Origin of the sequence: Rhodococcus sp. IEGM 1318 (genome assembly GCF_033142465.1) — a bacterium.
In the GTDB taxonomy this organism is placed as follows: domain Bacteria; phylum Actinomycetota; class Actinomycetes; order Mycobacteriales; family Mycobacteriaceae; genus Rhodococcus_F; species Rhodococcus_F qingshengii_B.
On sequence record NZ_JAWLSC010000021.1, the window covers coordinates 34,986 to 48,145 of the forward strand.

At 62.2% G+C, this 13,160-nt stretch carries 16 protein-coding genes; 10 read left to right on the forward strand and 6 right to left on the reverse strand.

The window, feature by feature from the left end; genetic code table 11:
- Window positions 1–19 precede the first annotated feature (19 nt).
- Entirely contained in the window at window positions 20–493 is a 474-nt protein-coding gene (locus tag R4P65_RS30590; RefSeq protein ID WP_317829293.1) for a MarR family winged helix-turn-helix transcriptional regulator, read from the reverse strand.
- 532 nt (window positions 494–1,025) lie between these two features.
- Here R4P65_RS30590 and R4P65_RS30595 point away from each other — a divergent pair.
- Together R4P65_RS30595 and R4P65_RS30600 are read left to right on the forward strand one after the other, a co-directional pair.
- Entirely contained in the window at window positions 1,026–1,490 is a 465-nt protein-coding gene (locus R4P65_RS30595) for a DODA-type extradiol aromatic ring-opening family dioxygenase (RefSeq protein WP_411742604.1), read from the forward strand.
- A gap of 69 nt (window positions 1,491–1,559) precedes the next feature.
- Complete coding sequence (locus R4P65_RS30600; RefSeq protein WP_317829294.1) at window positions 1,560–2,495, forward strand: NADP-dependent oxidoreductase; 936 nt, start codon at window positions 1,560–1,562, stop codon at window positions 2,493–2,495.
- Window positions 2,496–2,676: 181 nt separating this feature from the next.
- Here R4P65_RS30600 and R4P65_RS30605 read toward each other — a convergent pair whose 3' ends face one another.
- Complete coding sequence (locus R4P65_RS30605) at window positions 2,677–3,651, reverse strand: IS3 family transposase (RefSeq protein WP_411742608.1); 975 nt, start codon at window positions 3,649–3,651, stop codon at window positions 2,677–2,679.
- Window positions 3,551–4,012 carry a helix-turn-helix domain-containing protein gene (locus R4P65_RS33280; protein ID WP_411742605.1) on the reverse strand — a complete coding sequence of 154 codons (462 nt, stop codon included), beginning with the start codon at window positions 4,010–4,012 and terminating at the stop codon, window positions 3,551–3,553. The genes R4P65_RS30605 and R4P65_RS33280 overlap by 101 nt, the downstream gene beginning before the upstream one ends.
- Window positions 4,013–4,074: 62 nt before the next feature.
- On the opposite strand from R4P65_RS33280, the gene R4P65_RS30610 reads away from it, so the two are divergent.
- From R4P65_RS30610 to R4P65_RS30620, 3 genes are all read left to right on the forward strand, one after another.
- Window positions 4,075–4,473: a hypothetical protein gene (locus R4P65_RS30610; protein ID WP_317829296.1), complete on the forward strand. Its 399-nt coding sequence runs from the start codon at window positions 4,075–4,077 to the stop codon at window positions 4,471–4,473.
- A gap of 80 nt (window positions 4,474–4,553) precedes the next feature.
- Window positions 4,554–4,775, forward strand: a complete 222-nt coding sequence (locus tag R4P65_RS30615) for a type II toxin-antitoxin system VapB family antitoxin (protein ID WP_317829297.1) — start codon at window positions 4,554–4,556, stop codon at window positions 4,773–4,775.
- Complete coding sequence (locus R4P65_RS30620; RefSeq protein ID WP_317829298.1) at window positions 4,772–5,185, forward strand: PIN domain-containing protein; 414 nt, start codon at window positions 4,772–4,774, stop codon at window positions 5,183–5,185. Before R4P65_RS30615 ends, R4P65_RS30620 begins: the two co-directional genes overlap by 4 nt.
- A 205-nt stretch (window positions 5,186–5,390) precedes the next feature.
- Here the strand turns inward: R4P65_RS30620 and R4P65_RS30625 are convergent, their stop codons facing one another.
- Entirely contained in the window at window positions 5,391–5,546 is a 156-nt protein-coding gene (locus tag R4P65_RS30625; protein ID WP_317829299.1) for a hypothetical protein, read from the reverse strand.
- A gap of 280 nt (window positions 5,547–5,826) precedes the next feature.
- On the opposite strand from R4P65_RS30625, the gene R4P65_RS30630 reads away from it, so the two are divergent.
- Complete coding sequence (locus R4P65_RS30630; RefSeq protein WP_317829300.1) at window positions 5,827–6,045, forward strand: hypothetical protein; 219 nt, start codon at window positions 5,827–5,829, stop codon at window positions 6,043–6,045.
- Between the two features lie 262 nt (window positions 6,046–6,307).
- Entirely contained in the window at window positions 6,308–6,493 is a 186-nt protein-coding gene (locus tag R4P65_RS30635) for a hypothetical protein (protein WP_317829301.1), read from the forward strand.
- A 292-nt stretch (window positions 6,494–6,785) separates the two neighbouring features.
- Here the strand turns inward: R4P65_RS30635 and R4P65_RS30640 are convergent, their stop codons facing one another.
- Window positions 6,786–7,292, reverse strand: coding sequence for a sigma-70 domain-containing protein (locus R4P65_RS30640; RefSeq protein WP_317829302.1), 507 nt, complete (start codon window positions 7,290–7,292; stop codon window positions 6,786–6,788).
- Window positions 7,293–7,452: 160 nt separating this feature from the next.
- Here R4P65_RS30640 and R4P65_RS30645 point away from each other — a divergent pair, with 160 nt between their 5' ends.
- Complete coding sequence (locus R4P65_RS30645) at window positions 7,453–7,785, forward strand: hypothetical protein (RefSeq protein WP_317829303.1); 333 nt, start codon at window positions 7,453–7,455, stop codon at window positions 7,783–7,785.
- Between the two features lie 334 nt (window positions 7,786–8,119).
- Here the strand turns inward: R4P65_RS30645 and R4P65_RS30650 are convergent, their stop codons facing one another.
- Window positions 8,120–8,998: an alpha/beta fold hydrolase gene (locus R4P65_RS30650; protein ID WP_317829304.1), complete on the reverse strand. Its 879-nt coding sequence runs from the start codon at window positions 8,996–8,998 to the stop codon at window positions 8,120–8,122.
- A gap of 65 nt (window positions 8,999–9,063) precedes the next feature.
- On the opposite strand from R4P65_RS30650, the gene R4P65_RS30655 reads away from it, so the two are divergent.
- A complete protein-coding gene (locus tag R4P65_RS30655) occupies window positions 9,064–9,717 on the forward strand; it encodes a helix-turn-helix domain-containing protein (RefSeq protein ID WP_317829305.1) in 654 nt (217 codons plus the stop codon).
- A gap of 909 nt (window positions 9,718–10,626) precedes the next feature.
- Window positions 10,627–12,993: an arylsulfatase gene (locus tag R4P65_RS30660; protein WP_317829306.1), complete on the forward strand. Its 2,367-nt coding sequence runs from the start codon at window positions 10,627–10,629 to the stop codon at window positions 12,991–12,993.
- The last annotated feature ends 167 nt before the right edge of the window (window positions 12,994–13,160 follow it).

Here is a 13,160-nt window from a genome sequence, read left to right on the forward strand (position 1 = left end):
TGGCGCGACTAGGGGTGGCTCAGCCCTGTTCGAGTTCCCCGCGCACGGTGGCGGCGATGCGGGTGAGCGCGGTCCCGAGACTGCGGCGTTGAGCAGCGGTCAGTGGATCGAACACGAGTCGTTTTACGTGCGCGACGTGTTGGGGGGCGCTGTCGGCGAGCTTGCGGCGGCCGTCGTCGGTGAGGGTGGCGAAGGTGTATCGGCCGTCGCTGGGGTCGGGGCGGCGGGTGACCCAGTCGCGGGCTTCGAAGCGGTCCATCGCTTTCGACAGACGGGGCTGGGTGCTGTCGCAGACACGGGCGAGGTCGCTCAGGCGCATCGTGTCGTCGTCGGCCATCGATAGCTGGGCCAGTATTCCGTACTCGAAATTGGAGATGCCCGCGTCGCGCTGGAGCTGTCGGTCGAGGGTTGTCGGGAGTGCGATGACGACCGTGAGCAGTGCCTGCCACAAATCCTGTTGGTCTTCATCGAGCCAGGGCGACGGGGTGTTCATGGGCCCATCGTACTTGCCTGGGCAACTTGCACTTGCCTAGGCAAGTGATCCCGCGTTAGACTAGTACTTGCCCAGGCAAGTTAAAACAGTTGCCTGGGAAAGTTAAGGAGCCGATTTTGATGTTCACGAGCCCAGCCTCGCGCCACGGCCGGACCTCGCCCGGGCCGGCCGCCGCGTACGACGATCTCCGTGCCCACGTGCTGCCGCAGGCACGTGAGCAGCGCGTGTGGAGTCCGTCCGACGGGCCGCTGCCCAGCCTGTTCGTCAGCCACGGCGCCCCCTTCACCCTCGACGATCCGCAGTGGCTCGGTGACCTCTTCGCCTGGGCCCAGTCGATGCCCAAACCCCTTGCCATAGTGGTCATTTCAGCCCACTGGGAACACGCGCCCACCGCTGTCACCGCAGCCGCAGCAGGCACCCCGCTCTACTACGACTTCAGCGGTTTCCATCCCCGCTACAAGACCCTCCCTACGCCACCCCGGACGCCACCGACCTCGCTCACCGACTCACGGGCCTGCTCGGCAGCACGCCGGTGTACGAGTTCTCCGACCGCGGTCTCGACCACGGCGCGTTCATTCCGCTTATGGCGATGTATCCGGCGGCCGACGTGCCGGTCGTTCAGCTGTCGATGCCCAGCCTCGAACCCCGGGCGCTGCTGGCACTCGGCGCTCGCCTGCGGGCCTTGCGCGACGAAGGCATCCTTGTGCTCGGCTCGGGCTTCATGACGCACAGCTTCGCTGTCTTCCGACGGCCCGCACTCGCCGCCCAGACCTCGGCCTTCGACGAGTGGGCCATTGACGCTCTCGCGCGAGGCGACGTCGACGCCCTCACCGACTACCGCAGGAAGGCCCCTGGCGCTGCGGTCGCCCATCCGAGCACTGAGCACTTCGTTCCGTTGCTGCTCACCGTCGGCGCCGCCGATGACCCCGCCAGTGCCGTGAGCGTCATCGACCGCATGGTGATGGGCAATTCCATCCGCTCGGTCCAATTGACCTGAGCCTCGACTTCCCGACCTGATCGCCTCATTCCGGGGCGACGACATCGAAACACCTTGGAGGACAGTTCCATGAAGGCAATCCGTTTCCACGAGTTCGGCACCAGTGAAGTCCTGCGCTACGAAGACGTCGACCGTCCGATTCCCAGCGCCGGGCAGGTGCTGGTTAAAGTCGCCGCGACGTCGTTCAACCCGGTAGATGACCACATTCGTCTGGGGGTGCTCGCAGAAGCGATTCCCACCCCATTGCCGATCACGCCCGGTCTGGACTTGTCCGGCACAGTCGTCGAGCTGGGGGCAGAGGTCAGCGGCCTGCAGGTCGACGATCAGGTCGTCGGCATGTTCCCCCTGAATCAGCATGGCGGCGCGGCAGAGTACGCGGTGATCACGGCCGATCTCCTCGCCGCTGCGCCCAGCACCGTGGCCCTGACTGATGCCGCCGCACTTCCTCTCGTCGGCCTCGCCGCCCGGCAGGCTGCTATCGAGCTGGCCGACATCGAGAAGGGGCAGAGCGTGCTCGTAATCGGAGCAGGCGGTGCGGTGGGCGGCCTCGTCGTCCAGCTTGCCGTCGACGCCGGCGCAACCGTCACTGCAGTCGACGGACCGCAGCACGCCGTTCGTCTTGGCAGTTACGGCGCGACGAGGGTTGTGGGCCCACTGGACCTCGATGCGGGTCCTGCTGCGGTCGGCGGTCCTTTCGACGTGGTCGTCAATCACGTGCGTTTGGATGCAGATGGACTTGCGAAGCTGACCTCGTACGTCGCCGACGGCGGCATTGTGGTCAGCTCCGCCGGCGCCGTGCCCGCCGACGACGAGCGCTCGGTGAGGTCTGCGAACGTGTGGGTAACGCCCAATGGTTCTCACCTGGCCGACATGGTGTCTCGTCTCGACGACGGTCTCTTCGAGCTCACCATTGTCGGTCGGCGGCCACTGCAGCAGCTACGGGCCGTCCACGAAGACGCCTCGAGCGGAAAGCTCTCGGGTAAAACCATCATCACCATTGCGTAGGTCATAGAGGACGCCCGTCACGGAATGCCGGAATGCCGGAATCTCGAAGCGTTCCGGTGTTCCGTTCGTGGGCCCTTCGTTCGAGGTGGTCGAGGCTGTGGAATGAGAGGGGGGAGATCCCTTCGGAAAATGCGCGCGCAGAATTGGAGTGGACCCCAAAAGTTGGACTCTTAATGGAACCTTATGCGATGGCGGGTGTTTGGGCGCGGTACTCGTCGGGGCTGAGGTAGCCGAGTCGCTGTTGAATGCGGGTGGTGTTCCACCATCGTAGGTAGTCGGTGAGCCCCGTGTGAAACTCGTCGAGAGTTCCGGGTTTCTGGATGCGGAACCATTCCTCCTTGAGGTGGCTGAAGAATCCTTCCATGACAGCGTTGTCGAGGCACGTGCCTTTGCGGGACATTGACTGGGTGAGCCCTGCTTCGCGCAACGTGTCCCTCCAGAGGGTGTGACGGTACTGAAATCCTTGTTCGGAGTGCACAAGTGGTTTTTCGCCAGCGTTGAGGGTATCGATTGCCATGCGGAGGCTGTCGGTGACCATCTTCACGCTCGGAGAGGGCCCGGCCGTGACAGAGATGATTCGGTTGTCATGGAGATCGAGGATGGGCGAAAGGTAGACCTTGGAACTGCCGATGTTGAACTCGGTTACGTCCGTTGCCCATTTGGTGTGCGCCGTCTCTGCCGCGAACCGGCGGTTCAACACGTTCTCGGCTGCCTCGCCGACTTCTCCTCGGAAGGAGTTGTACCGTTTGCGACGACGCACCAGGCATTGCAGTCCGAGGGTGCGCATCAATGTGAGCACGGTTTTCTTCGACACCCTCCGTCCCTGCCGTCGAAGGATAGCGAGGATGCGTCGGTGCCCGTAGGCGCCCTTCGCATCTTCGAAGGTTTCACGAATGGCTCCTTTGAGCTCAGCATGGCGGTCCGCGCGACGGAGTCGATTCCGATGGTCATAGAACGTCGATTTGGGGAGGTGCGCGATCGACAGCAAGAGTGCCAGCGGAAATTGCGCCTTGAGATCGTCGACTGCTCGAACTTTCAGCGTCGTTCCTGAGACCTCAAGGCCCGTAATTTTCCCAAGTACGCGACCTCGGCGCGAAGTCGTTCGTTCTCGGTGCGCAGTGTCTCGAGCTCGCTTTTCGGAGGGGATCCCCGCGATCGGTTGGAGGCCTGCCGCGCTTCTTCGGGCGTAACCCGTCCTCACCGTCGCGTCGGTAGATGACAGTCCAGTTCGCTACCGTTGTGGGCGAGGGTAAGTCGTACTCTTCGGCCAGAACCCTTCCGGACTCTCCGTTGACGTGGCGACGCACGATCTCGAGTTTGGTCTCGAAGTCGTACTGTCTTCGGTCTCTCGTCACCAGCGCACCTGCTCCCCGTAGTTGCCATCGTTGATACAACATTTGGACAGGGTTCTGGGCGAGGTCAAGCGAAATGGCCACGGACTTGGCCGTGAAGCCCTGCTCGAACAGTTCGAGCGCCGACATGGCGTCGGTGTGGCTTAACGTGCTTTTCGAGTACATCTGACTACTCCCTGAAGAAGGATACCTAGATTCGGTGTCCAACTTTTGGGGTCCACTCCAGAATGTCGTTCGTTGTTTCGTTCGATCCTCCTTCGCGTTGCAAACTCGACGGCCATCGCGGCGGTCCCGGCAGTAACTACGCACTGCGGCTCGAAATCGCCGATCGAGCGATCCAGATGCACGGTGTCGACGGGGTCGCCGAGGGCTTTCCACTTGCCGCTTCGTACGCCGCTGGGGCAGCTGTTCTCAGTCCTGCCCGGGATCTGGCCAGGTTCGACGGCGACAAAATCGCGTCACAGGGAGTGCGTCTTGCATCTGCCCGGGTGAGATCGGAGGGAACGCACTTGCTCGTCGCACGATGGCACTCGGTACTCAGTTGGGTCGTTGTCGTGACCGAACCAGAGCGCGCCATCGTCGAGGACTCGTTGCGCGCGTTGCCTGGCACGATGAGACCGAGATAAAGATTCAGCTCTGTGTCGGCTGGCGCTTCCCCGTGCGTGACTATATAGTCAGAGATATAATTCTGTGAGAGGAGCCTGTCATGGCAGTAACCAGTGTCGATCTTGATCCCCGCCTCATCGAGCGTGCCCGCGCGCTTACTGGGGAACGGTCGAACCGTGCCGTGCTCGACCTCGCATTACGCCGCCTCATCGCCTCAAGGCAGAAGGGTGCGATGATCGACGGCGTCGCCGAGTTGACCGATCTCCCTGAAGGGCTTGGCGCGCCTGTCGTTTCGCCGTCCACAGCGCCTCGGGCCTCGTGACCGATTACCTCGTAGACAACTCGGTCTGGGCTCGGCTGGCGACCGGCGACCCGGTGATCACGGCTCGGTTACGGCGGGTCGAGCGCGCTCCCGCCGATCTCTTCGTCACCTGTCCTCCACAGGTGCTCGAGTTCTGTCACAGCGCCAGGACACCAGACGAGCACGCTTGCTATCGCGAGCAGATCTCCCTCGGGTTCCCGCTCGAACATGCGCCGGATGAGTCCCTCGTCCTCGACATTCAGAGCGCGCTGTGGGGATCGGGCCGTGTCCGTTCCGCAGGCGCTGTCGACATCCTCATCGCCGGTTACGCCATCGTCAACGGCGCAACAGTGCTGACCGCTGATCACGACTTCGATTACATCGCGCGGGTGAGCGAGCTCAAGCACGAATACGTCGCCCCCTCTGTTTGACTCTGGCCTCGGTCATTTCAAACGTCATGAGTGAGTTCGATCAAGGGGAGTGCCATCCTGAGGAAGGTTGACCGGGGGTGTACTTATCGGGTGATCGAGAAGATGCAGCGCCGGGGCGGCCGCCCCGTGTGGTGGTGTCAGACCGGCGCCGCGTCCTCAATCTTGGCGCGGCTGAAGGATCTTGGCCTGGTGATCGCTGGCAATGTCAGGGTCGGATGTGAACGGAGCTTATCTCGGCGCCGCGGAAGGTGAAGACGTTGCAGAAGCGACCGGTGGAGATCTGGGTGTCGGGCCAGGGTGTGCCGTCGGCGAGGGCGCCCCTTTCGCGTCCTTCGGCGATGACGCGGTCGCCGACGGCCATGATGTCCAGGCCGTCGATGTCGAGTTCGATGCTGCTAGCACGGCAAGGATTCGCAACCCCGCAACAGAGCTATCGGTAGTATCCGCCACTGCCCGATCCGTCCATGCCGGCAACCGCGCGCCCAATAGGAACTGATCGCAGCGCGACAGCCTTCGCTTCTCCTGAGGTCGCGCAGCGTAAAATATTGTGTGGCAGTTCGATTCGTTCTGGTTCGTGACCGCGGGAGTTTTCGAACCACCCGCTGTCACTGTCTTTACTCGTCTGAGGTGGGGTGGTGCACATGAAGGGTGGGCAGATTCCGGTGGCCGTTTACCGGTTGACGTCGGACCAACTCGTGGCGGATTACCACGCGCTCTGCGATCAGTCCGAGCAACTGAGCCCGAACCAGCATGCGCGGCTCTATTACGTGAATGAGGAGATGAAGGCTCGCGGCCTGCCCGCGGGAATGCCGACGCCTACAGTGCAGGCTCAGGGCGATGCCTGGGACGGTGAAGTCTGAGATCTGGTCTGAGATCTATTTGGGGCGAGGGCGAAGGGCTGTCCGGTATTTTTTCGCTCGCTTCGGAAGTGGCTGTGCGTCACGGTCGGTGATCGTTAGCATGGTTATGGCGTCGACTACCGCGCGCCTGTGATCGAGTTCGAGGGGCTTCCCTGTTCTTGTGGTCTCACCGATCGTGGAAGGCGGGGATGTCCTCCGCAGGGTCCGTTGCCTGCACTGCGTAGAGGGGGGCCGGGCGCTGACTGCTGAGAAGGAGGGCGCGGTGGATGTCGTGGTGTGGCAGGAATCCGAGGAACGTGAACGGTGGTGGCGTGAGATTGTGGGAATCACAACTACCGGAGACCGCTGCGCGACAACGGTTGCCGGGGAGCAGCCACGCACTCTTTCGGTGACACCGAGAAGGCGCGATTCGGCGCCTGCATCGCTTCATGCGGTGACCGCGGCGTGACCGGATGGGTCGGGCATTTCTCGATTCGGAAAGGGTGGGGACGCGATGGGCAATGTCGTTCTGCTGCTTCTGATGTTGAGTATCGGCGCGATCGTGGTGACCTGTCTGGAGTTCGGATGGCTGCGACCCTCTTTGCGGAATAGTCGTCGCCGGTTCGCACGTCGTGGACATCAGGGGACCACTACATCGTCTTCTGCGGACTGAGAGTTCTGTGGACTGAGATCAGGGTCCGGGCGTGGGACAGGCGTGGTGGCAACTCCCGGGTTCTGCCCACTCCCTCGGTTATGGGTCCTCACCGTTTCAGGAGGTGGCTGTTGCCGAGTTCGCGCCGTAGGGCTTTGAGGGATTGGCTGAGAAGCCGGGAGACGTGCATTTGGGAGAGGCCGACTTTCGCTGCGATTTCCGTTTGGATCATCTCGCCGAAGAATCGGTAGAGCAGGATCGTGCGTTCTCGTTCGGGGGAGTGCGAGCAGGGCTGGGCGGAGGGTTTCGTGGTTGTCGACGCCGTCGATGGCGGCATCGAAGTCCCCAAGGTATAGCCGACGAAGACGCCGTCTTTGAAAATTTCGATATCCAGGGACGTCGAACGGTACGAGTCGCCGGCGGCGACTATCTGCCCGATCTCGGACGGTTCCACACCGGTCTCTGCGGCAAGTTCGGGCATGGTGGGTTCGCGACCGAGGCTCTGTGTCAGCGAGGATCGCGCCTTCTTCAGCGCGAGGTAGTTTTCCTGCAGCGAGCGCGGAACCCGAACGCCCAAGCCTTTGTCCCGGAAGTGCTTGCGGACTTCCCCCATCATGGTGGGGACGGCGAACGCGAGGAAGTCTTTCCCTTTGTCGAGGTCGAATCGGTTGACGGCACTGACCAGGGAGAGCGCAGGCGAGCGGGCAGCGGTGCGATCGTTATCGTCTGTTCGTGGGGTGTGTCCGGCCGGTCGAGCAGGGGAGGGACGGAAGCGCGTGAGTGTTGGTGAGTGTCGGGAGAAGGTTCTGCGGGAGTTGAGGCAGCTTCGTGGGCGGTTTCCCGATGATGCGGTGTTGATCGGGTCCTACGAGTCCCTCGTGGACGGTGACGACGATGTGGTGTTCGGTTTGTTGATCGGGTTGGTGGGACCGGCTGCTCCGGTGTGTGCTGATGAGTTGTGGGAGTGTGTGAGCGGGTTTCTTCGCTACCGGCGCCGGGTGGAGTTGTCCAGCGAACCGATTCAGTTGAGAAGCCTTGCGAGAGAGCGGTATTCGCGGTACACGCCGCCGTCGATACGTCCGGTCATCTGGCTGTCATCGGGGACATGAACGCTGGGTGCCGACCCTGAACGGTCGGCTGTTTGTGTGCGTATCCCGTGGTCGGGTGTGTGGGAGGCGCGCAGGCCGTTGCCGGCTGGTGCCGGTTGGTGCTGGCTGGCAGTGGGGCCTGTCGTCGACTCGTTTGCGTGTGCAACGCTCGGCCGTCGAGTCAATTCCCCGGCAACGGAGGCTGTGAAACGGGTGCGGTGGGGTGAGGGGCAGAGTAGCACATTGCAGCTCTGCATGATGGGGCTCGTGCTGCCTTCGCGCACTGCCGGGTACCCGTGATGTGCGGTGTGTGAAACGGTCGGCGTGCGCGTCGTCGCCCTGCCACTTGCCGCCGTCACTGTTGGGGTGTGTGCCAGTTGCGGATTGCGGCGACGAACTCATCTGGGGCGTCGGATTCGACGTAGGTACCTGCGCCTTTGACGATCACGGTCGTGTGGTCGGGGAACGTGGATTCCAGGCGTTCACGCTCCTGTCGACGGAAGGCGATGTCCGCGTCACCCCACACGATCAGCGTGGGTAGTTGAGCGAGGTCGGGGAGGCCGGCCTCGACCTCGGCGAAGAAGTCACGGCTGGCGAGGATCCGGCCGGGAAGCACAGCGGTGGCCTGTCGTCGCTCCGGAGTGTCGAGTGCCATCCTGTAGTGGGTCATCTCGGCCGTGGTCGGTTTCCGGCGGTGGTGCCCGGTGGGGAGGAAGGCGTTGACAAGCAGGTTGGCCCGACGAACCAGGAAACGGATCGGGAGACTGCCCATGATGCGAGCGAATGCCTCGAAGTGGAGAATCCCGTTGACCGGCCACGCCCAGGAGTTGACGAGTACCAGTCGGTCGAAAACATCCGGTCGCCGCTGGGCGGCGGCCAGCCCGATCGGCCCGCCCCAGTCCTGCCCGACCAACGTGACGTCGTCAAGGCCGAGTGCGTCGACGAATCCGGTGACGACGTCGGCGTGTTCCTCGGGAAAGTAGCGGTAGCCGGGCCTGGGGGTCGAGAGGCCGAAGCCCGGATAGTCGAGGGCAATACATCGAAAGTCGGAGCGGAGCGCACTGATCGCCTCGCGCCAGAGGAATGACCAGGTCGGATTGCCGTGCAGCAGAAGTAATGTGGGACCGGATCCCTCGTCGACGTAGTGGACGGTATTTCCGTCGATGTCGACGAATCGACTCTCGAACGGGAACAGGTCGTCGTCGACCCAGGATGGCCTTGTTGTCGTCGTCATGCGCGCCCCTCGCAAAGTTGATGATTGATATAGTGAAGCACACTTTATTTTCGAAAGTAGGTGTTATGAGCCGCGATTATGGCCAGTACTGCGGACTCGCGCGAGCTCTCGATGTGATCGGTGACCGGTGGAATTTGCTGATCGTGCGGCAGTTGTTGCTGGGGCCTGCTCGATACGGTGACCTGCGCGAAGCCCTCTCCGGCATCGCCACGAACCTGTTGGCCGGCCGCCTGCGCTACCTCGAGGCCGCCGGTGTGATCGAAAGGCGCCTGTCTGAAGGTGGGAATGCCATCACCTACGCCTTGACCGTGTGGGGTGCCGAACTTCGCGAGCCGATCAACGGACTGATCCGGTGGTCGACGCCGCTGATGATCCGCGGTCCAGAGGACGACGAGTTCCGGCCTGAGTGGGTGTCGCTGGCCCTCGCGGCCTTGTTCACCGGCCGCGTCCCAGCCGATCAGACGGCGGCGGTGGACATCTCGGTTGCAGACCACTGTATCCAACTCCGCGCCACACCCACTGGTATCGATGTGGGTCTGCCGGACGGGCGGGATGTCGACGCCGTTCTGAGTGCCGACGCCCCGATCGTGCTAGGTCTGGCAGCAGGAGTGCTGACCATCGACGCCGTCGCACCAGCCGTCGTCATGGACGGTGATATCGCCGCCCTACGCGCGATCTTCGAAGCTCCCCGCGCTGCGGCAGGGCTCTCGAAGACATGACCCTCGGCGGCATCAGTTGGCGGGCGGTAGTTTGTCTTTTCAGTTCGTGAAGTCGGCGCGATGAAGGAAGGTTGATGCTGCCTCTGCGCGTACCGGAGGTGTCGGTATGCCGGTTCGGCCATCTTTGGTGCCGCTCCTGCGGACGACGGGTGGCCTGTTGTCCGAGACGCAGACGCGTGCAGGGTAGTTCACGTTGAAGGAATGGGGCGTACGCAGACTCGCTAGGTCGTCTCACGTGTACGCGGGGCGTGGGCGATGGAAACGCGTGGAAACACTGGCGATGTGAAGTTTGATGGTGCTGTCAGGAAATCGTTGTGTGGGTCTGGGTGATGCCATTCTCTCGCGGTGTACAGGTGTGCTGGCGCATCTCGTGCGTTCGTCTGCCCGTTATCTTTTAGGCAGTCCTTGAAACCGAGGGCTGCGGTCGCCAAACCAGGTATGACTTCGTGCCCCTGTCATCAATGATCCGGGGGGTGGTGTCGCCGGGTGCGGTGACGTCGATGGACCGCTGATAGGGACAGGGCCGCTGATCGTGAGCCAGGTTCTGATCATTGCTCTGGCTCGCTGGCTCCCCGAAATTTCTACAACTGCCCCTCACAGCTCAGCCGCCTCGGCCGCGCCCCGAGGCCGTTCCGCCGGATGGTGAGTCTCATCCTTTCGGGGTGATGTTCCTCGGCCTGAACCTTTCAATACTGTTCTCACCGCTGTTGTACCGATAAAGGGAAGTTCATGACTACTCCGAGCCGACCTTCCCGCACCAGCGCATCCAGCGCAGCCTCGCGAAGGGGACCACGATGGCAGCAGCTTCCCCGCTCTCGTCGGCGGAATAGGCGTTTTTGCAAGACAGCCCCGCGCGGGTGGCCGCCAGCACTTTCGAACTGTTTGATCGAGCAGAATGAGGATTCGACCATGACGGACCAGTCGGGTGCACGTCGAGATTCACTACCCATCGCCGATCGCCAATATTTGGGGTTGGTGACCTACGACGCTAAGGATCCCGACACCACCTTCCCCCCGATCGAACCCCTGCAGCCACCTGAGGATGCCCCGAACGTTCTGGTGATATTGCTCGACGATGTGGGTTACGGGGCCAGCAGTGCGTTCGGGGGGCCCGCGGACACCCCGACTGCGGAGCGACTGCAAAGTGGTGGCCTCACCTACAACCGTTTCCACACCACGGCGCTGTGTGCACCGACCCGCGCGGCGCTGCTCAGTGGACGCAATCATCATTCGGTCGGGATGGGAATGATCACCGAAACCGCGACAGCAGCTCCCGGATCATCCGGAATGCGACCGAACACCAAAGCAGCACTGCCGATGACGTTGAAACTCAACGGATATTCGACGGCGCAGTTCGGCAAATGCCACGAGGTCCCGCCCTGGCAGACATCACCAGTGGGGCCCTTCGACGCGTGGCCGACCGGCGGCGGAGGGTTCGAACATTTCTACGGGTTCATCGGCGGCGAAAACAACCAGTACTACCCTGCTCTCTACGACGGCGTCAGTCCGATCGAGCCCGACAAAACCCCGGAAGAGGGCTATCACTTGACCGAAGACCTCGCTGATCGGGCGATCGATTGGGTCCGTACACAAAAAGCGTTGGCGCCGGAGAAACCGTTCTTCGTCTACTTCGCTCCCGGCGCCACTCATGCACCGCATCATGTCCCGCGGGAATGGGCTGACAAATATGCAGGCAGGTTCGCCGGCGGTTGGGATGCACAACGCGAGGCGATCATCGCACGGCAGAAGGAACTCGGCGTCGTACCTACCGACGCCGAATTGACACCACGACCGGATGCGATCCCGTCATGGGACGAGATGAGCGATGAGCTCAAACCTGTCCTGGAACGGCAGATGGAGATTTATGCAGGATTCCTCGAGCACACTGACTTTCATGTCGGCCGGGTCATCGATGCTGTGGAATCACTTGGTGCCCTGAGTAACACGTTGATCTACTACATCATCGGCGACAACGGTGCCTCCGCCGAAGGCACAGTCAACGGCGCGTTCAACGAGATGGCGAATTTCAATGGGTTGGCAGCCATCGAGACCCCGGAATTCATGGCCGAAGTCAAAGACAAACTCGGCGGCGTCGACTCCTACAACCATTACTCGGTGGGCTGGGCGTGGGCGATGTGCACGCCCTTCCAGTGGACCAAGCAGGTTGCCTCGCACTGGGGTGGCACCCGCAACGGAACGATCGTGCACTGGCCCGCCGGCATCACAGGCAAAGGCGGGGTTCGTTCGCAATTCACCCACGTCATCGATGTGGCCCCCACCATCCTCGAAGCAGCCGGGATACCCGAACCGACCTTCGTCAACGGCGTCCAACAGTCACCCATCGAGGGCACCAGCATGAGCTACACATTCGACGCGCCAGATGCTCCCGAACGCCACGATCTTCAGTATTTCGAGATGGCAGGTAACCGCGGCATCTACTACAAGGGGTGGAGCGCGGTCACCCGGCACAGCACGCCCTGGCTCCCCAACGAGGAATTACCCGCTCTCGATGACGACGTGTGGGAACTCTACGACGGCACTAAAGACTGGTCCCAGGCACGTGACCTGTCGAAAGAACAACCGGAACGGCTTGCGGCACTACAGCGGTTGTGGCTGATCGAAGCGGTGAAGTATAATGTCCTTCCCGTCGACGACCGCAGATTCGAACGGCTCAATCCGACTATTGCCGGTCGGCCACAACTGATCAACGGCACCACACAGGTCCTCTTCCCTGGAATGAAACGCCTCAGCGAGCACAGCGTCCTGGACATCAAGAACCGCTCCTTCAGCGTGAGCGCCGCGATCGACACCGCGACACACGGGGCCGCGAACGGTGTGATCATCGCTCAAGGCGGGAGATTCGGTGGATGGGCTCTCTACATGAAGGACGGATACGCCACGTTCGTGTACAACCTGCTCGGAATGACCGAGTTCACCACCACCGCAACGGAGGCACTCACGGAAGGCGCTCATCAGGTCCGCGTCGAATTCGCTTACGATGGAGGAGGACTCGCGAAAGGCGGGGACGTGACCCTCTTCTACGACGGCGCCGAAGTCGGAACGGGTCGGATCGAGCAAACCCAACCAATGATCTTCTCCGCAGACGAAACCACCGACATCGGCGACGACTACGGCATGCCCGTCAGCTCCGATTACCACGGCGCCAGCAAATTCAACGGCCGCATCGACGTCGTCCAGATCGACGTCGGCGACGACGACCACACCCACCTCATTGACCCTGCACTCATCTCGAGGGTGGCAATATCACGGCAGTAGCAGCGAGTAAGTAGTCGGCGCGGAGGCGCATAGCCTCCCAGGTCCAAGGAAGGAAAACGTCAAAGCTTCCGGCTTGGTTGAGTGGTGTAATCGCGACGACTTCGTGTCGGTCTCCGGTGTGCTGTTGCTCGGCTCGAGGCCGGCTGGGATCGACGTTGTGGTTTCCG